Genomic DNA, 23,291 nt, shown 5'->3' with positions numbered 1-23,291 from the left:
TAAAAACTAAAGAGATGAAATGTGTAATTATAGATGATGAACCTTTAGCAGTAGATTTGCTAAAAGATTTTGTTAACAAAGTTGATTCATTAGAATTAATCAGCACTTTCAACAATGCTATTGATGCAGTATCTTTTATTAATCAAAACAATGTAGATTTAATTTTTCTTGACATTCAAATGCCCCATTTTTCAGGGATTGAGTTTTTAAATACTATCGAAAAAAAACCTTTAATTATTTTTACAACAGCTTATTCTGATTATGCTGTCGAAGGTTTTAACCTGGGTGCAGTAGATTATTTGGTAAAACCAATTCCTTTTCACCGGTTTCTAAAATCGGTAGTAAGAGCACAACAAATTTTAGCCCCCCAAACTGTTGCAGTTCAGACTATTTCTGAAAACACAACTGTTCCTGAATTAGAACAGGATTTTATGTTTGTGAGAGCTGAATATGAAAATGTGAAAATGAATTTTTCAGATATTTTATTTATTGAAGGTTTAAAAGATTATGTGAAAATTTACACTACAGATAATAAATTTACCCTGACCCTAATTAGTTTGATAAAATTAGAAAATTTACTTTTCAGCAAAGGATTTTCTAGAATTCACAGATCCTATATCATCAATATCAAACATGTAAAATCAATACAAAAAAATAAGGTTTTGATTAGTGATAAACGAATTCCAATTAGCGAAAGCTATAAAAATGCTTTTTTCGAAAGAATCAATTTATAATTTATTCTTGGTCTTTGAACCAGCCAGAATACATGACGTAATTATTGGAGATGCGCTCGATTTCTCCTGCAAAATCTGACTGATCAATATCTTTCACTTTTTTGGCAGGGACACCAGCATAAATACTTCCCGAAGTTACAACTGTATTTTGTGTTAAAACCGCACCGGCAGCAATAATCGAATTACTTTCTACCACGCAATTGTCCATTACAATCGCTCCCATTCCAATCAAAACATTATCCTGAATAGTACAGCCATGTACAATAGCATTGTGTCCAATTGAAACATTATTGCCAATAATTGTGGGATGTTTTTGATACGTACAATGTATAATCGCCCCATCCTGAATATTGACCTTATTGCCAATTTTAATAAAATTAACATCTCCGCGGATCACAGCATTAAACCAGACACTGCATGAATCTCCAAAAACTACATCTCCAACAATAGTTGCATTTTCGGCAACATAACAATCCTCAGGAATAACGGGAGATTTACCGTTTACAGCCTTTATCAACATACTATTTTTAAATTTAATTAACAGCCGGGCATTTACAATCGTAACGCTCTCTGGTACAGAACAAATTAATTCCCAGCGTAATCTGGTGATATCCACCAGTATCAAATTTCACATCTCCTGTAACATTTGAGTACGTATAGGCAAACATGAATTTTTTATAATTAAGGCCAATAATTGGAGTTATATACTGTAATTTTTGATCACTGACTCCGGTTCCAGTATTATACCTTGAACCATCAAAACTTCTTCTATAAGACAATGCAGCCCATATACTTCCGAAGTCCATATTTTTGTAAGCTTTTAAATTCAGGTCAATAGATTTTTCTTTCGTCTGATCAAAATACTGAAATAAAATCGAGGGCTCCCAGGTAATATTTTCACTTTTTCCAAAAACGTAACCTGTACTCAAAAGAAACTTTCTCAAATTATCACTCTCATAATCCGTATATAATTTTCTTCTGGTTTCGATAAGTCCCTGAACAGTTGCGTGAGCATAAAAATCCAAAAAATTATACGAAGCTCCTACATCAACATTAAAGTAAGAATCTGATTGAATTGAATTAAAAACGATTGGGTCGTATACCCCTCCAAACGATGTTTCATCCAGCTGACTCTGAATTACACCTCCGCTAATACCAAAAGAGAGCTGGTTTAAATCGAGTTCACTTCTTGAAAACATAATGTGATGAGCGTAAGTAAGTTTTGCACCTTTTTGTGAATGATAACCGTTTTTATCATTAAAAACAATGATACCTGCACCTGATCTTTCACCTATTCTTCCATTGAAGCTTAAGGTCTGCAAAGACGGGGCATCATCCTGTCCAAACCATTGCTTTCTGGCTGTCAGTCTTATTTTAGCACAATTTGCAGCACCAGCCATAGAGGGATGAATCAAATAATAATTATCCGACAAATAGTCCGAATATACCGGAATTCCTTCCTGTGAATAAGAATAAAGTGAAGTAAGCACACAAATAAATAAGATTCTGATTTTCAATTTCATGCAAGAAGTATGTTAGATGCTTTTTAGATTTTAACAAGATTGACTACAAAAAGAATCTTAATTATTTTATTAAAAAACCAAATATAGCCATTAGTAGAAAATAACTTTATTAAATTTACAAAAAATATACAGACATGGCAAAAATCACTATAAAAGAAACTCAAAACCCTACAATCATAAAATTTGAATTTGATGATTTCATTACTCAAAATCAAAATTTTGAATTCAAGAATATCGATGAAGCAAAATCATCACCATTGGCACAACAATTATTTTACCTGCCATTTGTGAAAACAGTTTATATTTCAGGGAATTTTATTGCTATCGAAAGATTCAGTATTGTAGAATGGGAAGATGTCCAGGATGCAGTTGCAGACCAAATTGAAGCTTTTTTGGCTAAAGGTGGCACAATTATAAATATTGATGAAAATAAACCTAAAAAACAGCCTATTACTGTTTATGGGGAAACAACACCTAATCCGGCAGCGCTGAAATTTGTTGTAAGCAGAATGCTTACCCGAAATGCTGTTGAATACAAAAATATCGACCAGACTGCTTCTTCTCCTTTAGCGAAAGAATTATTCAAATTTCCGTATGTTAAAGAAATTTTTATTGATGAAAATTACATTTCGGTTACAAAATATGATATTAATGACTGGCAGGAAATCACATTAGAAGTGAGGACTTTTATTAAACAATTTATTGAAAATGGAGGAACTGTTTTAGACGAAAGTTTAATTGAAACTGCCACTAAAAATGATATAACCAAAGACGAAGCGTTTGACAAATTAGATGTCACTTCTCAACAAATCATTAACATACTGGAAGAATATGTAAAACCGGCTGTTGCTGCAGATGGCGGAAATATTGCTTTTGATTCTTATAATGAAGATAATAAAGTTGTAAAAGTAATTTTGCAGGGAGCCTGCAGCGGTTGTCCATCTTCAACATTTACTTTAAAAAGTGGTATTGAAAATATGCTAAAAAGCATGTTAAATGATGATAAAATTACTGTAGAAGCTTTAAACGCTTAAAAAAACAATTAATTTATATTTCTAAAGCGTCATTAATGGCGCTTTTTTTAATTTTATACCTTTCTTATTTTCAATAATTTATCAAAAAAACCATCTAATATTTAAGTAAAATAATTAATATTGTATCCTAACTAATTCATTTTACAAACATGGGATTATCATCGTTTTTAAAAAATCTACTAAGCAAAACTAAAGATTCCAATGCAGATCTGAATCAAACAGAAAACATCGGTGCGGAAATCGAAGAAACCACAACAGCATAAATTGAAAAAGCAGAAATTTTTGTCGAGGAAACATTAAGTAAAGTTAAAGAAGCATCTGAACCCATATTTGAAGATGCATCTGAATATGCCGGCAAGGCAAAAGATATAATAAGCGAGTATGTAGAAAAAGCAACAGACTCTATAAATGACATCATTGATTCAGTGAAAGAGAGTGTAGAAGCTGATGATACTCAGCCAATGGTTTATGATACCGTAGTAGATATTAGTGAGAAAGCAATAACCGAAACTGACTCATAACAGTTATATCTTTATAACCATTAAAAACTATTTTTTGTTATGGCAATTTTTTATATTTGCAAAACTAATACACCTTCTCAATGAGAAGGTTTTTTATTTTTAAAACATGAACGTTAACTCAGCTCAACTCAGTAATTACGCTACCCGATTTATTGATTTATTATTTGATTATTCTCCAAAATTAATTTCTGCTTTTTTAATTTTATTTATCGGTCTTTACGCTATTAGACTGACAAACAGGATCATTAGAAAAGTAATGATAAAAAGAAATTTAGACCCCACCTTATCTAAATTTCTTGCTGATATATTACTCTGGGCTTTACGAATTTTATTATTTATAACAGTTATTTCAAATCTCGGGGTACCGACCTCATCATTTGTTGCTATTTTAGGAGCAATGGGATTAGCTGTGGGTTTATCACTACAAGGTTCGCTTTCAAACTTTGCTGGCGGAATGCTAATTATTCTTTTTAAGCCTTTTAAAGTAGGGGATACAATCGAAGCACAAGGTGTTATTGCTACAGTTGCAGAGATTCAAATTTTTGTTACAAAATTACTTACGGGCAATAATCAAACTGTTTTTATACCAAATGGAGCCTTATCTAATGGTAATATAATCAATTATTCAATGCAGGGTGAACGAAAAGCTGATTTGACTTTTGCAGTTTCTTATGATTCAGATATTAAAAAAACGAAGGATATATTGTTGGATGTTTTAATTAAGAATCCAAAAGTCCTTAAAACTCCGGCACCTGAAGTATTTGTGAAAAATCTAACAGCAAGTTCTGTAGAATTCGCAGTAAGACCATGGGCGAAAAATGAAAACTATGGAGCTGTTTTTTCTGAAACTTTAGAGAATTGCAAAACAGCATTAGACGAAGCAGGCATTGCAATTCAGCCTTACACGCTGCAGAAATAAAAAAATTATTGCTTTTTTGGAGGAGCAATCATAAAATCTTTTAAATAATAAGGTTCAAAATAAGCGACATCTACAGTGTCGCTTATTTGATATTTATCGTAACTGATTGTACTCATTGCGTCAGCCGAAGGATATTTGACATCTTCTAAAAACACAAAATTCTCTTTAGTTAAAACTGTCTTGCACTTTTCTGCACAATCACCAACAAAATATAGCGTTTCTGTAAAATCTATGAATGAATTTTCATCAATTACTTCTGCGAGAATTGATCTTTCAGTTTTTAAGTCAGCACTGAAAATTGCGCTGTAAACCTCCATTCTTCTTGCATCCAGCATTGGAATTATTTTGCCGTCAGAAACTTTAGCCTGAGATGCTAAAGTTTGTAAAGTATCTACTGCAATCAATGGAATATTTAAAGCAAAACACAATCCCTTTGCTGCTGAAACCCCAATACGTAATCCCGTATAAGAACCAGGGCCCTGACTTACAGCAACTGCCACTAAATCATGAACAGAAATCCCGGATTCGGCGATTATTTCTTCAATAAAAACATGCAGTTTTTCGGCATGCGAATAACCTTCTTCCGCAATTTCTTTGAAGATAATAGTTTTACCTTCTTTAGCAATTGATACTGAACAGTTTTTGGTAGCGGTTTCGATATTGAGAATAAAAGACAAAATTTTTTATTTTAATTATTATTTGATAAAATCACGAAAAAAGAAAAACACATATAAAAAGTAAAAACGGCAAAATACATACATTAATCGCCAGAAAACTCACATAGAGCACTACTTTCTTAGAGACGGAAAAATAAACATACTCTTCTTTATAATATTGACTATTATACACTTTATAATGACTAATAAAGAGGAAGATTACAGTCAGAATAAGTCCGATAATAAATGCCATCATAAAACCTGCCGGAGGGCTTCCACATAGTGAAATCATATAACTATTTTATTTTTTGGCAACTTCAGCTTTTTTAAGTTTTACCTTATCTCCGGAATTTAATTCTTTAGAGACAGTCGTGTAAGGTCCTGTGATAACAACATCACCCGGTTTTAATCCTGACATTACTTCGATGTTAGTATCATCCTGAATTCCGGTTTTGATAATTCTGATTTTTGCTTTGTCACCCACTTTTACAAAAACACATTCGAATTTTTTATCGCTTTTTGGCGTTGCTTTTTTATCTTCGTTCGGATCCTCAACCTTAAAATCTTTAACAGCTGTTGTATCTGATTTTACTACAACAGAACTGATTGGTACAGCCAAAACATTAGTTTTAGTAGTTGTAATAATATCAACTGTTGCGGTCATTCCAGGTCTGAAAGGCGAATACGTAGTTGGTTTACCTTCCAATAAATCCTGATATGATTCTTTTAAAATACGAACTTTTACCTTAAAATTAGTCACCTGATCTGATGTCAAGGCTGTACTGGCAGAATTAGAAATACTGGTTACAACACCTTTAAATTTCTTTTTTAGATAAGCATCAACTTCAACATTGGCTTCATCTCCAATTTTTATTTTAACGATATCATTTTCATTTACATCAACCTCAACTTCCATGTTATTTAGGTTTGCAACTCTCAAAAGTTCGGTTCCAGCCATTTGTTGCGTTCCTAAAACACGTTCTCCCAATTCTACATTTAACACTGAAATAGTTCCATCAGCAGGAGCATAAATAGTAGTACGTCCTAAATTGTCTTTTGCTTCATTTACAGATGCAGAAGCGCTTTGAACATTATAGTAAGAACTTTGTCTGGTCGCTTTAGCCACTTCAAAAGAAGCAATTGCCTTATCCCAGTCTGATTTTGAAATTACACCTTTATCATACAGCGTCTTATTACGCTCATAATTCGCTTTTGCCTCTTTAAAACTAGCCTCAGATTGTGTCAGGCCAGCTTTAGTTCCTGATAAATTAGAAACAGAACGATTATAACTTGAGGTATATAAATCCGGATTTATTTTTACCAATAAATCACCTTTTTTAACTACCTGCCCTTCTTTTACATTTAATAAAATAATTTCGCCCGAAACCTCCGGTGAAATTTTAACTTCTATTTCAGGTTGAATTTTCCCTGTAGCCGAAACCGTTTCAACAATTGTGGAGGCTACTACTTTTGATATTTCTACTTCTTTGCCTTCGTCCTTATTTCCTATCACTCCCGATTTCGAAAGTCCTACTAAGGCTGCAATTATAATTAACGCACCACCAATTAAGAAATAAATTGTTTTTTTTGACATAATAAATTAGTTTTTGATAATTGGAACAATTGGAATTCCGAAGTAGAATTCAAGTATTTTTATTTTGAACATATAATCGTATTTCGCTCTGATAACATCTGATTGCGCATTTGTTAACAGTGTCTGTGCTTGAGTAAAATCAAATGAATTCATTAAACCTACATCGTACTTTTCTTTAGCATAATTATAGGATTGTTGTCTTGCTTCTAAAGTGACAGTTGAAGATTCGTATGCATTTAATGCCCCTTTGGCATCCGTAAAAGCAGTATAAACATTACGCTGTAAATCTAAGCTTTTTTGCTCCAGATCTATTTTAGATTTTTCTAAACTTACTTTATTGCGCTCTACGTTATTTCTAACTGAAAACCCATTAAAAATCGGGACATTTAACTGAAGCCCAAAGTTGTGACCTTTATTGTCACTAAATTGTTGAAATACCGGATCAGGGCCAGTAGTATAGGGAATGTTGTTTTCATCGAATTTAACCTGATCACTATAGCCGGCTCTTGTATTAAAACCATAAAAACCTGAAAGTGTAGGCTGGTAAGCTCCTTTTGCAATAACAACATTTTTTTCAGCAATTTCCAGATTGGTTTGTGCTATTTTTAAATCTGTTCTTATTTCTTTAGCCTTATTATAAATATCAACTGGATTTTGCAACAAGATTCCGTTTTCATCCTTAACATTTGTATCATCAACAACATCAAAATTTGTAAAATCCTTCAATTGTAACAACTGAGCCAAACTCAATTTAGAAATTAACAGCGTATTTTCAGCAACAATAATATTTTGTTTATCGGTTGCAACTGTAGCCTTTAAATCGAATAAATCTCCACGCGGTATGGTTCCAGCATTAACCATTTCTTCAGAGCGTGTAAAGCGTTTTTCGTCAATCGCTAATTGTTCTTTTCTTACTTTTAAATTTTCCTTATTAAACAGAATTTCCAAAAACGCATTAGCCACATTTAGTGAAACATCCTCCTGCATCTTAACCAATTGGTATTGAGATGCTATAATAGAAAGCTTTGTTCTCCTGTAAATATTTTGATTTTGCAAACCTTTGTAGATATCTACACCTGCACTGACTCCTAATTGAGTATACTGTGTGGTCTCTGTTGTATTAGCATTGGTAATAGGATTGGTATTTCGGCCAATATTCCACGAGTGCTGAGCATTTCCATTTACAGAAGGAAGATAATTTCCGAAGGCATCTTTTTTATCAATTGCTGCATTTTTAACATCTAATTCCGATAATTTTATTGTGATGTTATTATCCAGTGCATATCGTACACATTCTTCCAGTGTCCATACTTTTGTTTGCGCCTGAGCTGATAATCCAAACCCAAAAAGGATAGCAAAAATAAGACTATTATATTTATTTATTTTCATACATTTTGAAATGAAAGCACAGCAAAAAAAACACTGTGCAAATTTAACATTTTTATAAACCCAAATCTCTTTAAACAATCAAATTATTTCTTTTCACCTTCTCCTTCGCTAATCAATCCCTGATTCCAGATTTTAATTTTATCAGAAGCTTTAACACCGCTTTTTACCTGAACATAAATCCCGTCACTTACTCCCAAAACTACATCTCTTCTTTGAAACTTTTGAGGAGTTGTTTCAATTTCAACATAAGGCTTTTGAGTTTTTTTATCAAACTGAACCAATGACTCTTTAATTGCTAAAACTTTATTTGCTTTTTCTAAAATAATAGAAGCATTTGCACTTAAACCTGCTCTGATAAAAGTAGCATCTTTATTCTCCAAAGAAGCTTTAATCTCAAACTGAATCGCTCCGTTTTCAACCACCCCTTTTGGAGCTATATAGGTTAAAACTGCTGTAAATTTTTTATTTTCTATAGCTCCGACTGTAATCTCAATTGGCATTTTTTCTTTTATTTTACCTACTTCTGATTCATCAATTTTCCCAACAAAAATCATTCTTCCTACATCAGCAACACTTGCTATTGTAGTTCCTTCATTAAAATTATTACTTTCTATAACCTGATTTCCAACTTTCACGGGAACATCTAATATCATTCCGTTTACCGTAGAACGAATCAGCGTGTTTGCATAACTTCCTAATGATGATGTTGTTCCTGTTTTTACAATATCCAGACTTTGTTTTGCTGATTGGTAATTTTGTTTTGCCTGTTTGTAAGCCAATTGGGCTGCATCAAAATCATTTGCAGAAATTACATCTTTATCAAATAATGTTTTTTGTCTTTGATAAATTTTTTCCTGATTATCTAACGCAATTTTAGCTGTCTGAACCTGATTTTGAGTACTGCTCACGTTAGATACATTTGCAACAACTTTGATTTTCGCAATCATGTCTCCGGCTTTGATTTTTTCACCGGCTTTAATGTAAACTGCTTCAATAATCCCTGAAATGTTTGGTTTGATTAATACCTCTTCATCGGGCTGAATATTTCCGGTTGCAATAGTGTTTTTAACAATCGTTTTAATTTCAGCTTTTTCAGTTTTGAAAACAACTGGCGACTCCTGATTCTTTGCATACAAATAGTAAAGTGCACCAAAGAAAACTATAGCTATAAAGATTAAAATGGTTACGGTTACTCCTTTTTTCATTTTGATTTTGTTTAATTCGATTATATTTTGACTGATAATTTATTCTGTTCGTAAAGCGTCAATTGGCTTTACATTAATTGCGGTTTGTGCCGGTATTAACCCAGCCAGTAACCCTGATCCTACTAATATTAATAAAGCGACAAATACAACTCCTAAATCAACACTAGGATTTGCAAACATTGTATTACTGTTTGGAGGCATTGAATCTAAAGCCATATTTAATAGTGCAATAATTCCCGTAGCAACGGCGATACCCAACATCCCTGAAATGATTGTTAAAAATATAGATTCTGACAAAATCTGACCTCTAATAGCAGCAGGAGTAGCACCTAAAGCCCTACGAATGCCTATTTCTTTGGTACGTTCTTTAACTACAATGAGCATAATATTCGAAATACCAATTACACCTGAAATCAAAACCAAAGTTCCTACAAAATAAGCAATGATTTTTAAAATATTAAAAAGACTTTGTACTTTATTGAACTGTTCGTATAAATCAAAATTACCCACCGCTCTTTCATCTGCAGGATTTACAGAATGAAGCGCCTTTATTTTCTCTAAAATCTTTGGTTTTAAATCTGTAATAGATGTTTCATCTTTTGCCGTTAACGCCATCCACCCTACTTTATCCCCATAATTAAAGGCCTGCTGAAAGGTTGTAAAAGGAATAAAGATATTTTTTTGTTCCTGCTCAGCATTTCCTCCTTGTTGTTTAGAATTATAAACCCCGACAACCATAAAATTAATCCCGTTGATTTTTACATAGGTTCCAACAGCTTCTTCTTCTTTTCCATAAAGTTCTGTGATAACACCTTTTCCAATGACTGCAACTTTTCTTCTTTCCTGAATATCCTGCTGATTTAAAAAACGTCCTTTAATAATATCCATTGGCTGCTGCTTAATCAATTCAGGATAATCACCATAAATAGTAAATGCCGAAGTTTTTGTTCCCCGAACCACATTATTTGTCCCATTAAAATCACCTAATTGATTTCGTGGTGAAACATATAACAAATCCGGAAAAGCTTCTTTTAAAGACGCTACATCACTATTTCTAAAATCATAACGACGCACTTTTGGCAAACCTTTATAGGCTTTTGATGTGGTTTGACTCCACATAAACATCGTGTTTGTAGCTATCCCGTCAAAACCTTTTTTAACACCATTTTCCAGACCATTTCCTGCAGCAAGTAATATTACCAAAATAAAAATTCCCCAAAACACCCCAAATGCAGTCAGAATTGTCCTGAACACATTGGCCGTCAAAGCCTGTAAAATCTCGTCCCAATTATCTTTTTTAAACATAACTATTCATCTCTAAGTGCTACAATAGGTCTTATTTTCGCAGCTCTGTATGCGGGGAAAAACCCGGCTATTGCCCCTGCAAATACAAGTAAAACAAGTGTTGTCAAAGCGACACTAAAATCGACTTCAGGATTTCTAAAATATTCGCTTTGCACCATCGGACCAACAAATTCGAGCAATAGCAAACTAGCCAGTAGCCCTGTAAAACCCGCAATAGTGGTAATAAAAATAGATTCGTGAAGTATCATAGAAATAATAGAAAATGGCGATGCACCTAACGCTTTCCTGATTCCAATTTCTTTAGTCCTTTCTTTCACAATAATGAGCATGATATTACTTACCCCAACTACACCGGCAATAATTGTACAAATACCAACCCACCAAAAGAACAATCTTATGTAAAGGTTCAGATCATAAAATTGTTTGGCTTCTTCAACAGAATTATAAACTCCTATTGCGCTGTCATCATTAGGAGCAATAATATTTTTACTTTTTAACAATTCTTTTATCCCTTCTGTAAATTTTTTAGATTGAGCCAAAGCCTCGTCATAATTCGCTTTTTTATTTAAAACGAACATCATTCCGCTGATTTTATCTCCAGCACCAAAAGCACGTTGATTAGTAGTCATTGGCATATATACCCTCGATTCTTCTCTTTCTCCTGAAGGATCTGTAAACACACCAATTACCTTGAAATTAACATCGTTCACTAAAATTACTTTCCCAATAGGATCACTCTCTTTAAATAAATCCTGTTTGACTTTTAAACCAATCGCAACCACCTTTTCATTATTCTTTAAATCATTGTCATTTAAAAAACGTCCCTTAATAATTGTTGCATTTTCAATAGCTAAATAATCAGGCCCAACACCTCTGAATTGGTAATTGCCAGATTCTTTTCCATACGTAATAGTCCCGCCCCAGGTATTTCGCGTAGATGATTTTTTGTTAATCTCTTCGTTATATTTTTTTGAAGGAAGTTCATAATCACTATTTCTTAGCTGAATTTGCCTTCCTGGATTTAAACCTTTATATTCTTTTGTTGTTACATTAGACCAAACTTCAATTATTCCTTCAGCATCGTTCTCGAATTGTCTTTCAATTCCATTTTGAAGCCCTTTTCCCGCACCAAGCAAAATCACTAAAATAAATATCCCTGATGCTACAGAAACCCCGGTAAGGAATGTCCTTAACCTGTTTTTCGAGATTGCTTCAAAAATTTCCTGCCAACGCTCAATATTAAACATAAGATGAAGCTCTAACTTGTTCTACTTTTTTATCGTCAATGATTAATCCGTCTTTCAGGACTACATTTCTTTTGCACATTGCGGCAATATCAGGTTCGTGAGTAACAATCAAAATTGTTTTTCCCTCATCATTAATTCCCTGAATAAGTTCCATGACTTCATATGAAGTTTTAGTATCTAAAGCTCCGGTTGGCTCATCTGCCAATAAAACTTTGGGATTGGATGCCAAAGCTCTTGCAATTGCCACACGTTGTTTTTGCCCCCCCGAAAGTTCGTTTGGCAAATGATGTGAATGGGATCCTAAACCAACCTTCTCGAGATATTTCATCGCAATTTCATAACGTTCTTTTCTCTTGATCCCCTGATAATACAAGGGCATTGCAACATTATCTAATGCTGTCTTATAATTTATTAAATTGAAAGACTGAAAGACAAATCCCAAAAACTTATTTCGATATTTTGAAGCAATCGTTTCGTTAAGTTTTTTTATCGGAGTTTTATCTAATATATAACTTCCTGAATCTGCTTCATCCAGAATACCTAAAATATTAAGAAGTGTCGATTTTCCGGATCCTGAAGATCCCATTATGGCAACAAGTTCTCCTTCTTCTATATTAAAATTTATACCTTTTAACACATGTAATTCTGAACTCCCCATTTTATAGGACTTATGCAAATCTTTGATTTCAATCATAATACCGATGAATTTTAAGACAATAATAACATTTTAATTACGTATTTATGGTAAGAAAAAGTTAATAAATTTTGTCTGACTTTTAGAATAAGACTACTTTATTCATTAATTGTTACACTTTTTTCAAAGAATATAATTGTTTTCTTAATTTTACCTCATTAAAAACCGTTCAAATGAAATTTCTTTCTTTTTTAGTTCTTTCCATAATCTTAACATTCTTGGTTAGCTGTTCTACTTCTCAAAAGCTGACTACTTTAAAACCTGAACCGGATGACGCAAGTCCGTTAATTTACGACAGCAGCCCTTCGTTCATTAATTTGCCAATCACTGTAAAATTAAAAGATGTTGAAAATCAAACGAACACTCTTTTAAACGGATTGATTTACGAAGATAATAATATTGTAGATGACGACATTGAAATGAAAATTTGGAAACAAGCTCCAATAAAAATTCAAAATGATCCGACAAATACTGATAAAAGGATAAAAACCATTTTACCCTTAAAAGTAAATGTCAAATATAGAATTGGTACTAAAAAACTTGGTGTTGAACTTTATGATACCCGTGAGTTTAACCTGAACGGCATAATTACTTTATCGAGCGAGGTTGCTTTAACGAATTGGAAACTCAATACAAAAACGGAATTCAAATCTCTTGACTGGAATGAAAGTCCAACGATGACCGTTTTAGGAAAAAACATGCCTATAACCTATTTAGCCAACCCGGCAATCTCTGTTTTCAAATCAAAAATTGAAAAAAGCATAGATGAAGCTATAGAAAAATCAATGGATTTTAAACCAAATGTTTTATCCGCTTTAGAAAAAATATGCACTCCTTTTCAAATGAGTGACACTTATGAAAGCTGGTTACGAATTGTTCCTTTAGAAGTATATTCAACAAATGCAAAACTCAAAAATGATTTGTTTTTGCTTGATATGGGAATAAAGTGCAATATGGAAACTATTGTTGGAAAACAGCCAGAATCTAAGTTTAATGCCTCCAAAATTGTCTTAAAACCCGTAACTAAAATCCCAAATCAGATTACAGCCAATATTGCCGCAATTTCAAGTTATGTTGACGCTTCAAAAATCATGACCAAAAATTTTGCAGGACAGGAATTTGGATCCGGAAATAAAAAGATTACCGTAAAGAATGTTGAAATCTGGCACAAAGACGGAAAAATGGTTATTGCACTTGATGTTTTAGGGTCTGTTAACGGAACTATTTACTTAAATGGATTTCCTCAATATAATCCTCAGACAAAAGAAATTTATTTTGACAAGCTCGATTATGTTTTAGACACAAAAAGTAAATTAATGCGAGCTGCAAATTGGTTGGCACAGGGTATGATTTTGAAAAAAATGGAACAAAATTGCCGATATTCTATACAACCAAATTTAGAAGAAGGCAAAAAAAACATGGCAGCTTACCTTAAAAATTATTCACCAATGCCTGGTGTTTTTATTAATGGAAAAATGGAAGATATTCAATTTGATAAAATTCAATTAACTAATCAGGCTATTATTGCTTTTATCAAAATAAACGGAACAGTAAATGTTGCCGTTGATGGTTTGAAGTAAATTATAAGCAAAAACAAAATCATCTTTTTTTACATGAAACTACTACTTCAACTTTTATTTTTATTTTTCATTAATTTTACCTTTAGTCAAGATTACAGAGAAGCTACCATTCTCTTTAATGACAGTAGTTCTGTGAAAGGTTTTGGAGAAATTAGAAACAACACTATTTATTTTAAGGTCAAGCAAGAAGACAATCCAAGTAAATGGAGCTATGACATCACTAAAGGATTACTTTTTTCGGGATATGGCTATTCTGAAAAATATGAATATGTCAAATTTGACAAAAATACAAATCCAAAAATAATGGAAGTTGTCGAAGAAGGAAAACTGACTTTATACAAGTATTCTAAATCAGTCTATAGAAATAACGGAGGTATATTTCAAAATGGCTTAACTATTTACAGTTCTTCATCTGAGGATTTAAAAGAAACTTTTTATGTAAAAAGAAAAAATGCTGAATTAGCAACAGATATTTCTTTTAGTTTTAAATTTCGTTCAAAAATATATTTTGCAGATTGCGAAAAAATAATTGAAAAAATTAATAACGGGAAGTTTAACAAAAAAAATATTCCCGAAATGGTTTATTACTACAATGATTATTGTGGCGAAACCGAAGATGACACAAACTAAGCTTCTTTCTTTTTTGATTGATACATTCTATAAATTAAAACTCCAATTATACCTACAAGCAAATAAGGAATTACCATCAAATAAACGATTCCATCATTTACAGCTTCAGCTCTTTTTATATTTGATTCACCGGAAAGCGCAGCACGGCACATCGCACACTGAGCATTTGAAGAAACTGTCATAAGGAAAAGTAAAACTCCAAAAACAAAAGTCTGGACACGAGCATTAGCGAACTGGCGAAGCAATTTGGATTTTACGTTTTGAATATTATTATTTTTAGTGTGCATAATAAGGAGAAATCATTAAATAAACTATTACACCAGTTACAGCAACATACAGCCAAAGAGGAAAAGTGATTTTTGCTATTTTTCTGTGTTTGTCAAAACGTTGTGCCAATGCTCTTACATAAGTAATTAAAACCAAAGGTATAATCGCAATTGATAATACAATATGAGTTAATAAAATAAATAAGTAAATCAATTTTATAGCGCCTTCTCCTCCAAATTTAGTAGAATCAGCAGTCATATGATAAGCTACATACATAACCAAAAAAGCAACAGACAATGCAATGGCAGTCGTCATTAAACCTTCGTGTAGTTTCTGATTTCCTTTTTTAATAGCAATTACAGCCAAAATTAAAACAATCGCTGTAATGCCGTTTGTTGTAGCATATATAGGAGGCAAAAATGAAAGTGGCTCAACATTATACCCAAAATCTTTAAGTTTTACACCAAATAAAATGGCCACCACAACAGGAATAACAATTGAAACAGCGATAATAAACTTGTTGTATTTTTTTTCTAATGAATGATCTTCCATTTTATTCCTCTAATAATATTTTAATATCCTCCTGAATGTCTCTAACACCTTTTTTTTCTAATCCGTCATAATATAAAATCGGATTTCCAAATTCGTCTTTTCTACAACGAATATTTCCTTCTTTATCAATTAATGCAAATAGTCCGGAATGCTCAAAACCACCGTTTACTTTTGCATTTTCTCCTGCATACAAATTAAATCCTTCGTTGGACAAATCCATAATAGTTTCTTTATCTCCAGTCAGGAAGTTCCATGTTGAAGATTTGACACCTAACAATTTTCTATGATCATTTAGCACATCAGGAGTATCATGTGCAGGATCGATTGTGATTGAAACGATTCCGAAGTTTGGATTTCCAAAAAAAGTTTTTTCAATCTCCAACATACTCAAATTCATTTTTGGGCAAATTGAAGGACAGGTAGTAAAGAAAAATTCCAATACATATACTTTTCCCTTATAGCTTTCATTAGAAATTTTCAGATTGTCCTGATTAGTCAATTCAAACTTAGGAGCTGGTCCTATTGTTACTAATTTTGCATCTGATTTAGATTCTTTTAAACCTACATTATCAAGACGATTTCCTTTGACAACATCACCATTTTTTATTCTGTCAACAATTTTAGGCACAGCATAAATTCCAAAAATTAAAATGATAAACGAAATTCCGATATATGATTTATTTTTAAACATTATAATTTCAATTTAAAGTTGTTTAGTAGCATTATGATTCTTTTTAAGAGCTGCACGATATTCATACAAAATAATCTTAAAGTCATCTAACATCTCGTTGCTCAATTCAGAAGGATGAAAGGTATTATAACCTTCTTTATATTCTTCTTTTTGATCTTTGGCAACACCTTTTCTACCTCTTAAATTTCTTTCTTTATCTACAATATAAACATTAGAAGTACCAAGGTTTTTATCCAGTTTTCCTTTTAAATGCAATTGATCATAAAACTTTTGAATATCTTCATTTGATGCAAAAACAAAATTCCAGTTTTTCACATCTGTAAAAGGTGATAAGGCATCTATGATTTTCTGAGCTTCTTTCTCAGTTCCAATTGGGCATAAAACTACAAACTGAAGATCTTCGAAACCATTATAACGCTTGTAAATTTTTTCATTTAAATTGAAATAATTCCCCCTGTTATTCAAAATATCAGAGCCAGAAAAACCTAAAACAGTTATCTTTTTATCAAGTGAAACTTTTTTGCTATTTAGAGATTTCCAATTACCAAAATCAGCAATTTTTGGTGTAATAACAGGTAATGTTGTAAAACTATTGACACCCGAAGCAAAAAATAAATAGGCTACAATTGGCAAAACAAAAAGTACAAAGAGAACTATATTTTTTTTCATTATAAGTACAAAAGTTATTGAAGTACAAAAATAAAAAAAGCTCCGTTAAACGGAGCCTCTTTTCGAATTAATATCATGTTAAAAATTCCATTTAATAGTAGAATCTTTAAAAACCCCATAAATATAATGTCCTTCTGTAAGTAGAATAAACAATAAATATAAAACCAGGAAAATAACAGGCGAAACAACAGACCATCTAAGGCTACTTTTCTCACCTTCCATGTGCATAAATGCCCATACAATATAATACGCTTTGAAAATTGTCAGGATATAGAAAATCCAGTTTAACAAATTCAAACCTATAAAGAAATTAAACTCTAATGATTCAGGTTTTAAAATACCAAGGATAACCTCTACTGTAGTTACTACTGATAGTAATGCAAAAACAAACCAGATTCTTTTTGTATTTGATACGTGCTCGTGTGACATAATAATTAAAATCTAAAATTAAACTAAGTAGAAAACTGTAAATACAAATACCCAAACAAGGTCGACAAAGTGCCAGTATAACCCAACTTTCTCTACCATTTCGTAGCTTCTTCTCTTTTCGTAAGTTCCTAATAATACATTAAAGAATATAATGATATTAATGATAACTCCGGAAAATACGTGGAAACCGTGGAATCCTGTAATAAAGAAAAAGAAATCAGCAAACAATTTACTTCCATATTCATTTCTTGTCAGGTTTGCTCCTTCTACAACATATTTTGCAGTACCTAAACGAGACTCAGATTCTGCTCTTGTCAATACTGTTTTTTTCTTTTTAGCAGTAAGCTGTTCTGTTCTTATTAATAATTCAGGATGTGCTTTAAAACCAGCCTGAACTTCTGCAACTGTATATGTTGGTTGTGTTTCAGCGTCTTCAACAAACCAAGTTGAGTGGCTTCTTGTCAAAGCTTCTCTTTGCTCCGGTAATTTCACTGCAAAATCTGCCAAAGCTACTCTTTTACCACTTGCATCAACAAACTGCAACAAACTCCCTCCTGATGTTTCTACTGCACCATATTCTCCTTTAATAAAGTTTTTCCACTCCCAGGCTTGTGAACCTACGAAAATAAAACCTCCAATAATAGTTAAGAACATGTATATGGCAACTTTTGTTTTCTTTAATTGATGACCTGCATCAACAGCTAAAACCATTGTTACAGATGAAAAAATCAAAATAAAAGTCATTAAGGCTACATAATACATCGGAGCCGAAACACCGTGCATAAAAGGAAAGTGAGTAAACACTTCGTCAGCCAATGGCCATGTTTCAATAAATTTAAATCTAGAAAAACCATAAGCCGCAAGGAATCCAGAGAATGTTAAAGCATCTGATACGATAAAAAACCACATCATCATTTTACCATAACTTGCTCCTAATGGCTGGATGTCTTCTCCGCCTCCCCAAGTTTTTTCGTTGTTATTTGCAGTAGTAACTGTCGCTCCCATAAAAGATATTCGTTAAAAAGTTCCCAAATTTACGTTTTTTTCTTATTTAAAGAAATATAAAAATAAAAATAATAATACCCACAATAAGTCCAAAAAGTGCCAATACATCGCACCTAGTTCTATTCCAAGAGTTTGGGTCGGATTGTATTTTTGTTTAAAATGATTATAAATTATAATTAAAAGTGAAATTAATCCGCCAGCTAAGTGTAATAGGTGCATTAGCGCAATTACATAAAGAAAAGTTGTAGTAATTGAACTACCTTGTCCTGTCATATAAAAACCACTTTCAATGATTTGTCCAAAACCTCTAAATTGTAAAACCACAAAAGCAATTCCCAAAGCAAATGTCCCTAAAAGAAACGTAGAAGTTGCATTTCTATTTCCTTTTTCAATTGCTTTTTTTGCTAAATAAAAAGTAACACTACAACCAATAATAACTACTGTACTAAAATAAAATGCAGTTGGTATCTGAAAATCCTTCAACCAGTCTGCTCTCGATTTACTTACTACAAATGCACTTGTAAGCCCTGCAAACATCATGGTCATACTCACCATTGCGAATAACAAAATCAATTTTGCAGATTTTGATTTTTGCACTTGTTCATCACTTATTTTCATTGTCATTTCCATAACTATCTTAAAAATTTATCTACTATATACACAATCTGCAATAAAGAAATATACGAAACACTAACCAGCATTAAGGTTCTTGCAGACTTTGCCGTTCTTAATTGATACAAACGTACCGCATAAAACAACATCCACAAACCAAGCAAAAAAACTAAAACTGCTGCGATTGGCGAAATAAACAATTGTCCTGTGTATCCTAAAACAGGCAATAATGACGCTATAATGAGCCAAATCGTATATAACATAACCTGTAAAGCTGTCCCTTTATCCTTCTTTCCTGTTGGAAGCATAAAAATACCAGCCTTTTCATAATCTTCATATAAAAACCAGCCAATAGCCCAAAAATGAGGAAACTGCCAGAAAAACTGAATTAAAAATAACGTACCTGCTTCTATCCCAAATTCTCCTGTTGCTGCAACCCACCCTAACATAAAAGGTATTGCACCAGGAAAAGCCCCTACAAAAACTGATAATGAGGTCACCGTTTTTAAAGGTGTGTAAATGCTTGTATATAAAAATATTGAAATTGCCGCAAACATCGCCGATTTTGCATTTATCGTATACAATAAAGCAATACCAATAACTGTCAGTACACCGGCAACCAGCAAAGCCACTTTTGGAGACATACGCCCTGAAGGAACCGGACGGTTTTTGGTACGATCCATTAAAGAATCAATATCTTTTTCGATTACCTGATTAAAAGCATTTGAAGCCCCAACCATGCAATATCCTCCAACCATTAAAACAGCTAAAACACTCCATTCAAAAGGATTTTCATTGTTTACACCTAACAAATAACCTGCGATAGATGAAAACAAAACACTTATAGCCAAACCAGCCTTAGTAATTTCTTTGAAATCCAGAAATATTGATTTAAGTGAAACTGTATTTTTAGTAGCGTTCAATACGGTAAGTGTTTGTCTATTTTTTTTTGAGTGGTGCAAATGTACAAATTAGATTATAGAATTCTGGACTATAAAATTAGATTTTTTCAATAAAACCTTTGCAAAATAAGGACTTGGCAATCTTTAACACAATTACCTTGAAAAATCTTATTAAATATTAATAATCAAAATACCAATTAAAGACATCCGAACGCAATCCAATTGTAAACCATGTCGTACTTTGCTTAAAAGTGGTTGTCGTATTTTGCATCGGATCGAAATTTCTATAGATAAAACTTCCAAAAAGCTTCAAATTTGTCATTGGATTTATCAAATAGCCACCCTGAATATCAGCAATAAAAATATTTGTTTTGTTGCCCTGACCTACTTTTACACCAGCATCATAAGGTCTGTTTTGATCATAACTTTTGTAAATATTTCCTCCGTAATTAAAGGAATCTTCTGCTGTATCAAAATCGAGACCTCTTTTCCCAACAGTAAGCTTCGCATCTGCAAAATAACGGCCTTTATGATAACGTCCGATAGCAACGAACTCCTCAAAATTACCGCCCCACTGGTGTCCTATACTCTGATTATTATGGGCATAATTAGTAATAACCGCACTATGGGAATACACATAAGGACGAACATGATTGTATTCTAACTGAAGAAGCAAATCCTTAATTTTAAAAGCATTAAAATATTTAGCTCCTAACTGGTATCCTAATTTATTTTTCCAGCTATTATCACCTGCCTTTATATCTCCAAATGAAAACTCGTCAATTAAAAACTGACCATATAAATTCACATTATTATTCCATTTAAATTTAGATGTGATTCCTAAAAGAGCATTTCCACTTTTAGAGGACGACGAAAATTCTACAGAACGATAAAAAATAATTGGATTGACAAAATTCACATCAAACCCTCTGTTATTGGTATCGGTCCAGACTACTGATTCGAAGAAACCTAAGTTCAGTTTGTTTGATACATTCCAACTCAGATAATGATTTGCCATATATTTTGAAGCATAGGTCTTATCAACCGTAACATCAGGACGAACATCTTTAAGCCACATATATGTATTGGTATACTTTATTTTCCAAAAAGTAGTATTGATTTTAAAATATGGATACGGACTTGCTCCATCACTTTCTAATAAAGACCGATATCCATCACCAATAAAATTTCTCCCATACCCTAATTGAAAATCAAAAAATTTACTTGGAGTATAGGTTATGTTCGCTTCGGCTAAAGGAAAATCATACGAATCGGTTTTAAATTGTTTTGCAATTCCCATACCCGGAATAATTGCAGGATTTCCTCCTGAAGGTTTTAAAGAATTTGCATAATCACTAAAATATCCTGCAAATCTTCCCTGGCTTTCAAAAATAGTGGTTGTAAAATTAATTTGCTTTCCCAAACCTCCTCTGAAATTGATTGCTCTTGTATTCACATAAGTGTAAGAAGCATCAAGATCTGAAGCTTTACCCATTTGCAGATCAACAATAGGATTTAAGGACAACCAATAATCTTCTCCCTGTATCTGAACCATATTCTCGTTCCACCATTTTCTTCCCAGCCAGCCTGAAGTTTTTTTCTGAAGCGATTCGTTCACTCCTTTTAAATTATAATATTTTGAAACTTCTGCATATGTGTAAGGTTTTGAAGCTGTATGATTATTACTGCCAACCTGATTCATAGCACCATCAAACTGTGCATAATAGCTATGAGAAAAAGGGATATTTAAGTGACTTTCGAACTCAGGATTATTGTATTTTTTATACACAATACTATCCAGTTCTGTCATTGGTTTTTCTGTTGGTTTTAAAATTTCGGCTGCAGCCAAAGCCTCAGCAGCAATCTGTTCAGAACTTTTTAATGGTACATTTATTGAAATTGTATATTTAGAATAGGTCGCAACTCCGTTATAAGTAGAAGGTTTGATATTTGGAAATTTTTCAAAAACGCGTTTCGCTTCTTTTGCCAAATTATCATTTGCTGCATTAACATAAATCACCTTAAAAACTCCGTTTGCATCCACTTCAAACAGCACTTTAACTTCGCCCTTGTAATTTGTCTGCTTTAAATTTTCAGGTATTTGAAAATTTTGATAAACGAAATCCTGAACTTCTTTATAAAAACAATTTTCTAAATTTTTAGATTCTAAATTTTCGCAATTAGGAAAAACAGGAAAACGCTCAGCAGAAAAGCCTGGTTTTACGGAAGAGTTGTTTATTTCCTGAGAGAAAACAGATAGTGATAATAGTGCCAGACTGAAAGTAAAAAAACTTTTATTCAAAATATTTTTGATTTTCATTAATATTGATTTGTGGTGTTTTCTCCATTTGCAATTGCTTTAGCAGATGAAGTTCCAATTCGCTTAACCCCTAAACGAATCATTTCTATTGCTTCCTCGTATGACTTAATTCCTCCGGCTGCTTTTACCGGCAAAGGTGAAGCATTTTCCAGCATCATAACAATAGCCGGCATCGTTGCTCCATTAGGCAAATTATTATGAGTTTTATAAAATCCCGTTGATGATTTTACAAAAACTGAAGCATATTCTTCCTCTTTAAAATTCGAAATAACAATATTCTTTATCAAAGATGAAAACTGAATAATTTCTTTTTCATTTAAGGCTGCAACTTCAATAATCCATTTGACTATTTTATTATTGGCCAACGCTATTTGTGTTGCTACTAAAATCTCTTGCTTCACTAACTCAGTATCTCCGTTTTTAAAAGCGTCATAATTACAGACAAAATCCAAATCATCTGCTCCATTTGCAATTGCTTCATTAGCCTCTCTGATTTTTTCCTGTATATCTGATTTACCTTCCGGAAAATCTATAACCGTACCAACACCCAAATTTGAATTGGCATGTAAAATCATTTCTTTGGCTAAACTCACATATTCTGGCCGAATCATAATTAGTTTAAACCCTTCTGTAATTGCTTCTGTAATTGCATTTTTAACTAAAGCAGTATTTTCCGTTTCCGAAAGACCAGCCTGAGAGGCCGTTTTTAAGTAAGTCGAATCCAAATATTGCTTAATATTCATGATTTTAAAATTACAGGATTGTGGCAAAAATACATTTTAAATTCAGAAAATAAAAAACCCACCGAAGTGG

General features: G+C 32.5%; 25 protein-coding genes. 5 read left to right on the top strand and 20 right to left on the bottom strand.

Going from position 1 to position 23,291, the window contains the following annotated elements:
- Positions 1 to 14 precede the first annotated feature (14 nt).
- A complete protein-coding gene (locus DMB68_RS12710; RefSeq protein ID WP_110347024.1) occupies positions 15 to 734 on the top strand; it encodes a LytR/AlgR family response regulator transcription factor in 720 nt (239 codons plus the stop codon).
- A gap of 1 nt (position 735) precedes the next feature.
- Here the strand turns inward: DMB68_RS12710 and DMB68_RS12705 are convergent, their stop codons facing one another.
- Positions 736 to 1,254, bottom strand: coding sequence for a gamma carbonic anhydrase family protein (locus DMB68_RS12705; protein ID WP_110347023.1), 519 nt, complete (start codon positions 1,252 to 1,254; stop codon positions 736 to 738).
- 13 nt (positions 1,255 to 1,267) lie between these two features.
- Positions 1,268 to 2,257 carry a PorP/SprF family type IX secretion system membrane protein gene (locus tag DMB68_RS12700; RefSeq protein WP_110347022.1) on the bottom strand — a complete coding sequence of 330 codons (990 nt, stop codon included), beginning with the start codon at positions 2,255 to 2,257 and terminating at the stop codon, positions 1,268 to 1,270.
- Between the two features lie 134 nt (positions 2,258 to 2,391).
- Here DMB68_RS12700 and DMB68_RS12695 point away from each other — a divergent pair, with 134 nt between their 5' ends.
- On the top strand, positions 2,392 to 3,291 hold the full coding sequence (locus DMB68_RS12695; protein WP_110347021.1) for a NifU family protein: 900 nt from the start codon (positions 2,392 to 2,394) through the stop codon (positions 3,289 to 3,291).
- A gap of 214 nt (positions 3,292 to 3,505) precedes the next feature.
- Here the strand turns inward: DMB68_RS12695 and DMB68_RS23670 are convergent, their stop codons facing one another.
- Positions 3,506 to 3,709, bottom strand: a complete 204-nt coding sequence (locus tag DMB68_RS23670; RefSeq protein WP_231131648.1) for a hypothetical protein — start codon at positions 3,707 to 3,709, stop codon at positions 3,506 to 3,508.
- 209 nt (positions 3,710 to 3,918) lie between these two features.
- Between DMB68_RS23670 and DMB68_RS12685 the strand changes: the two genes are divergently transcribed.
- Complete coding sequence (locus tag DMB68_RS12685) at positions 3,919 to 4,731, top strand: mechanosensitive ion channel family protein (protein ID WP_110347020.1); 813 nt, start codon at positions 3,919 to 3,921, stop codon at positions 4,729 to 4,731.
- 5 nt (positions 4,732 to 4,736) lie between these two features.
- Here the strand turns inward: DMB68_RS12685 and tsaB are convergent, their stop codons facing one another.
- The 7 genes from tsaB to DMB68_RS12650 all read right to left on the bottom strand — a co-directional run bounded on the left by tsaB (position 4,737) and on the right by DMB68_RS12650 (position 12,821).
- Positions 4,737 to 5,408: a tRNA (adenosine(37)-N6)-threonylcarbamoyltransferase complex dimerization subunit type 1 TsaB gene (gene tsaB, locus DMB68_RS12680; protein WP_110347019.1), complete on the bottom strand. Its 672-nt coding sequence runs from the start codon at positions 5,406 to 5,408 to the stop codon at positions 4,737 to 4,739.
- A gap of 280 nt (positions 5,409 to 5,688) precedes the next feature.
- Positions 5,689 to 6,981 carry an efflux RND transporter periplasmic adaptor subunit gene (locus DMB68_RS12675; RefSeq protein WP_110347018.1) on the bottom strand — a complete coding sequence of 431 codons (1,293 nt, stop codon included), beginning with the start codon at positions 6,979 to 6,981 and terminating at the stop codon, positions 5,689 to 5,691.
- A gap of 6 nt (positions 6,982 to 6,987) precedes the next feature.
- Entirely contained in the window at positions 6,988 to 8,370 is a 1,383-nt protein-coding gene (locus DMB68_RS12670) for a TolC family protein (RefSeq protein ID WP_110347017.1), read from the bottom strand.
- An 83-nt stretch (positions 8,371 to 8,453) separates the two neighbouring features.
- Positions 8,454 to 9,575, bottom strand: a complete 1,122-nt coding sequence (locus DMB68_RS12665; protein WP_110347016.1) for an efflux RND transporter periplasmic adaptor subunit — start codon at positions 9,573 to 9,575, stop codon at positions 8,454 to 8,456.
- A gap of 39 nt (positions 9,576 to 9,614) precedes the next feature.
- On the bottom strand, positions 9,615 to 10,880 hold the full coding sequence (locus tag DMB68_RS12660; RefSeq protein WP_110347015.1) for an ABC transporter permease: 1,266 nt from the start codon (positions 10,878 to 10,880) through the stop codon (positions 9,615 to 9,617).
- Between the two features lie 2 nt (positions 10,881 to 10,882).
- Complete coding sequence (locus DMB68_RS12655) at positions 10,883 to 12,127, bottom strand: ABC transporter permease (protein WP_110347014.1); 1,245 nt, start codon at positions 12,125 to 12,127, stop codon at positions 10,883 to 10,885.
- The gene (locus tag DMB68_RS12650; RefSeq protein ID WP_110347013.1) at positions 12,120 to 12,821 is read right to left on the bottom strand and encodes an ABC transporter ATP-binding protein; all 702 of its coding nucleotides are present in this window, start codon (positions 12,819 to 12,821) and stop codon (positions 12,120 to 12,122) included. The genes DMB68_RS12655 and DMB68_RS12650 overlap by 8 nt, the downstream gene beginning before the upstream one ends.
- 173 nt (positions 12,822 to 12,994) lie before the next feature.
- Here DMB68_RS12650 and DMB68_RS12645 point away from each other — a divergent pair, with 173 nt between their 5' ends.
- Together DMB68_RS12645 and DMB68_RS12640 are read left to right on the top strand one after the other, a co-directional pair.
- Entirely contained in the window at positions 12,995 to 14,401 is a 1,407-nt protein-coding gene (locus DMB68_RS12645; RefSeq protein ID WP_110347012.1) for a DUF4403 family protein, read from the top strand.
- Between the two features lie 33 nt (positions 14,402 to 14,434).
- Positions 14,435 to 15,031 (top strand): hypothetical protein, encoded by a 597-nt coding sequence (locus DMB68_RS12640; protein ID WP_110347011.1) that lies wholly within the window; start codon positions 14,435 to 14,437, stop codon positions 15,029 to 15,031.
- Here the strand turns inward: DMB68_RS12640 and DMB68_RS12635 are convergent.
- From DMB68_RS12635 to deoC, 10 genes are all read right to left on the bottom strand, one after another.
- Positions 15,028 to 15,318 carry a hypothetical protein gene (locus DMB68_RS12635; protein ID WP_110347010.1) on the bottom strand — a complete coding sequence of 97 codons (291 nt, stop codon included), beginning with the start codon at positions 15,316 to 15,318 and terminating at the stop codon, positions 15,028 to 15,030. The genes DMB68_RS12640 and DMB68_RS12635 overlap by 4 nt on opposite strands.
- On the bottom strand, positions 15,308 to 15,850 hold the full coding sequence (locus DMB68_RS12630; protein ID WP_110347009.1) for a DUF420 domain-containing protein: 543 nt from the start codon (positions 15,848 to 15,850) through the stop codon (positions 15,308 to 15,310). The genes DMB68_RS12635 and DMB68_RS12630 overlap by 11 nt, the downstream gene beginning before the upstream one ends.
- Before the next feature lies 1 nt (position 15,851).
- Positions 15,852 to 16,541, bottom strand: coding sequence for an SCO family protein (locus tag DMB68_RS12625; RefSeq protein WP_110347008.1), 690 nt, complete (start codon positions 16,539 to 16,541; stop codon positions 15,852 to 15,854).
- Between the two features lie 12 nt (positions 16,542 to 16,553).
- Positions 16,554 to 17,210 carry a hypothetical protein gene (locus DMB68_RS12620; protein WP_110347007.1) on the bottom strand — a complete coding sequence of 219 codons (657 nt, stop codon included), beginning with the start codon at positions 17,208 to 17,210 and terminating at the stop codon, positions 16,554 to 16,556.
- Between the two features lie 78 nt (positions 17,211 to 17,288).
- The gene (locus tag DMB68_RS12615; RefSeq protein WP_110347006.1) at positions 17,289 to 17,639 is read right to left on the bottom strand and encodes a cytochrome C oxidase subunit IV family protein; all 351 of its coding nucleotides are present in this window, start codon (positions 17,637 to 17,639) and stop codon (positions 17,289 to 17,291) included.
- A gap of 18 nt (positions 17,640 to 17,657) precedes the next feature.
- On the bottom strand, positions 17,658 to 18,644 hold the full coding sequence (locus DMB68_RS12610; RefSeq protein WP_110347005.1) for a cytochrome c oxidase subunit 3: 987 nt from the start codon (positions 18,642 to 18,644) through the stop codon (positions 17,658 to 17,660).
- A 42-nt stretch (positions 18,645 to 18,686) separates the two neighbouring features.
- Complete coding sequence (locus tag DMB68_RS12605; protein ID WP_110347004.1) at positions 18,687 to 19,274, bottom strand: cytochrome c oxidase subunit 3; 588 nt, start codon at positions 19,272 to 19,274, stop codon at positions 18,687 to 18,689.
- Between the two features lie 2 nt (positions 19,275 to 19,276).
- Positions 19,277 to 20,179: a heme o synthase gene (gene cyoE / locus DMB68_RS12600; protein WP_110347003.1), complete on the bottom strand. Its 903-nt coding sequence runs from the start codon at positions 20,177 to 20,179 to the stop codon at positions 19,277 to 19,279.
- 157 nt (positions 20,180 to 20,336) lie between these two features.
- Positions 20,337 to 22,478: an energy transducer TonB gene (locus tag DMB68_RS12595; protein ID WP_110347002.1), complete on the bottom strand. Its 2,142-nt coding sequence runs from the start codon at positions 22,476 to 22,478 to the stop codon at positions 20,337 to 20,339.
- Entirely contained in the window at positions 22,478 to 23,221 is a 744-nt protein-coding gene (gene deoC / locus DMB68_RS12590; protein ID WP_110347001.1) for a deoxyribose-phosphate aldolase, read from the bottom strand. Before deoC ends, DMB68_RS12595 begins: the two co-directional genes overlap by 1 nt.
- Between the last annotated feature and the right edge of the window lie 70 nt (positions 23,222 to 23,291).

Origin of the sequence: Flavobacterium hydrophilum (assembly GCF_003202405.1) — a bacterium.
In the GTDB taxonomy this organism is placed as follows: Bacteria; Bacteroidota; Bacteroidia; order Flavobacteriales; family Flavobacteriaceae; genus Flavobacterium; species Flavobacterium hydrophilum.
The sequence above is the reverse complement of the archived record's forward strand: the minus strand, read 5'-3'. Positions and strand labels throughout refer to the sequence as shown.

What these genes read in the sequence shown, in the direction of transcription:
- DMB68_RS12710 (WP_110347024.1), top strand. Translation starts at nt 15, where the DNA reads ATGAAATGTGTAATTATAGATGATGAACCTTTAGCAGTAGATTTGCTA.
- DMB68_RS12705 (WP_110347023.1), bottom strand. Translation starts at nt 1,254, where the DNA reads ATGTTGATAAAGGCTGTAAACGGTAAATCTCCCGTTATTCCTGAGGAT.
- DMB68_RS12700 (WP_110347022.1), bottom strand. Translation starts at nt 2,257, where the DNA reads ATGAAATTGAAAATCAGAATCTTATTTATTTGTGTGCTTACTTCACTT.
- DMB68_RS12695 (WP_110347021.1), top strand. Translation starts at nt 2,392, where the DNA reads ATGGCAAAAATCACTATAAAAGAAACTCAAAACCCTACAATCATAAAA.
- DMB68_RS23670 (WP_231131648.1), bottom strand. Translation starts at nt 3,709, where the DNA reads ATGATGTCATTTATAGAGTCTGTTGCTTTTTCTACATACTCGCTTATT.
- DMB68_RS12685 (WP_110347020.1), top strand. Translation starts at nt 3,919, where the DNA reads ATGAACGTTAACTCAGCTCAACTCAGTAATTACGCTACCCGATTTATT.
- DMB68_RS12675 (WP_110347018.1), bottom strand. Translation starts at nt 6,981, where the DNA reads ATGTCAAAAAAAACAATTTATTTCTTAATTGGTGGTGCGTTAATTATA.
- DMB68_RS12670 (WP_110347017.1), bottom strand. Translation starts at nt 8,370, where the DNA reads ATGAAAATAAATAAATATAATAGTCTTATTTTTGCTATCCTTTTTGGG.
- DMB68_RS12665 (WP_110347016.1), bottom strand. Translation starts at nt 9,575, where the DNA reads ATGAAAAAAGGAGTAACCGTAACCATTTTAATCTTTATAGCTATAGTT.
- DMB68_RS12660 (WP_110347015.1), bottom strand. Translation starts at nt 10,880, where the DNA reads ATGTTTAAAAAAGATAATTGGGACGAGATTTTACAGGCTTTGACGGCC.
- DMB68_RS12655 (WP_110347014.1), bottom strand. Translation starts at nt 12,127, where the DNA reads ATGTTTAATATTGAGCGTTGGCAGGAAATTTTTGAAGCAATCTCGAAA.
- DMB68_RS12650 (WP_110347013.1), bottom strand. Translation starts at nt 12,821, where the DNA reads ATGATTGAAATCAAAGATTTGCATAAGTCCTATAAAATGGGGAGTTCA.
- DMB68_RS12645 (WP_110347012.1), top strand. Translation starts at nt 12,995, where the DNA reads ATGAAATTTCTTTCTTTTTTAGTTCTTTCCATAATCTTAACATTCTTG.
- DMB68_RS12640 (WP_110347011.1), top strand. Translation starts at nt 14,435, where the DNA reads ATGAAACTACTACTTCAACTTTTATTTTTATTTTTCATTAATTTTACC.
- DMB68_RS12635 (WP_110347010.1), bottom strand. Translation starts at nt 15,318, where the DNA reads ATGCACACTAAAAATAATAATATTCAAAACGTAAAATCCAAATTGCTT.
- DMB68_RS12630 (WP_110347009.1), bottom strand. Translation starts at nt 15,850, where the DNA reads ATGGAAGATCATTCATTAGAAAAAAAATACAACAAGTTTATTATCGCT.
- DMB68_RS12625 (WP_110347008.1), bottom strand. Translation starts at nt 16,541, where the DNA reads ATGTTTAAAAATAAATCATATATCGGAATTTCGTTTATCATTTTAATT.
- DMB68_RS12620 (WP_110347007.1), bottom strand. Translation starts at nt 17,210, where the DNA reads ATGAAAAAAAATATAGTTCTCTTTGTACTTTTTGTTTTGCCAATTGTA.
- DMB68_RS12615 (WP_110347006.1), bottom strand. Translation starts at nt 17,639, where the DNA reads ATGTCACACGAGCACGTATCAAATACAAAAAGAATCTGGTTTGTTTTT.
- DMB68_RS12610 (WP_110347005.1), bottom strand. Translation starts at nt 18,644, where the DNA reads ATGGGAGCGACAGTTACTACTGCAAATAACAACGAAAAAACTTGGGGA.
- DMB68_RS12605 (WP_110347004.1), bottom strand. Translation starts at nt 19,274, where the DNA reads ATGGAAATGACAATGAAAATAAGTGATGAACAAGTGCAAAAATCAAAA.
- DMB68_RS12595 (WP_110347002.1), bottom strand. Translation starts at nt 22,478, where the DNA reads ATGAAAATCAAAAATATTTTGAATAAAAGTTTTTTTACTTTCAGTCTG.
- deoC (WP_110347001.1), bottom strand. Translation starts at nt 23,221, where the DNA reads ATGAATATTAAGCAATATTTGGATTCGACTTACTTAAAAACGGCCTCT.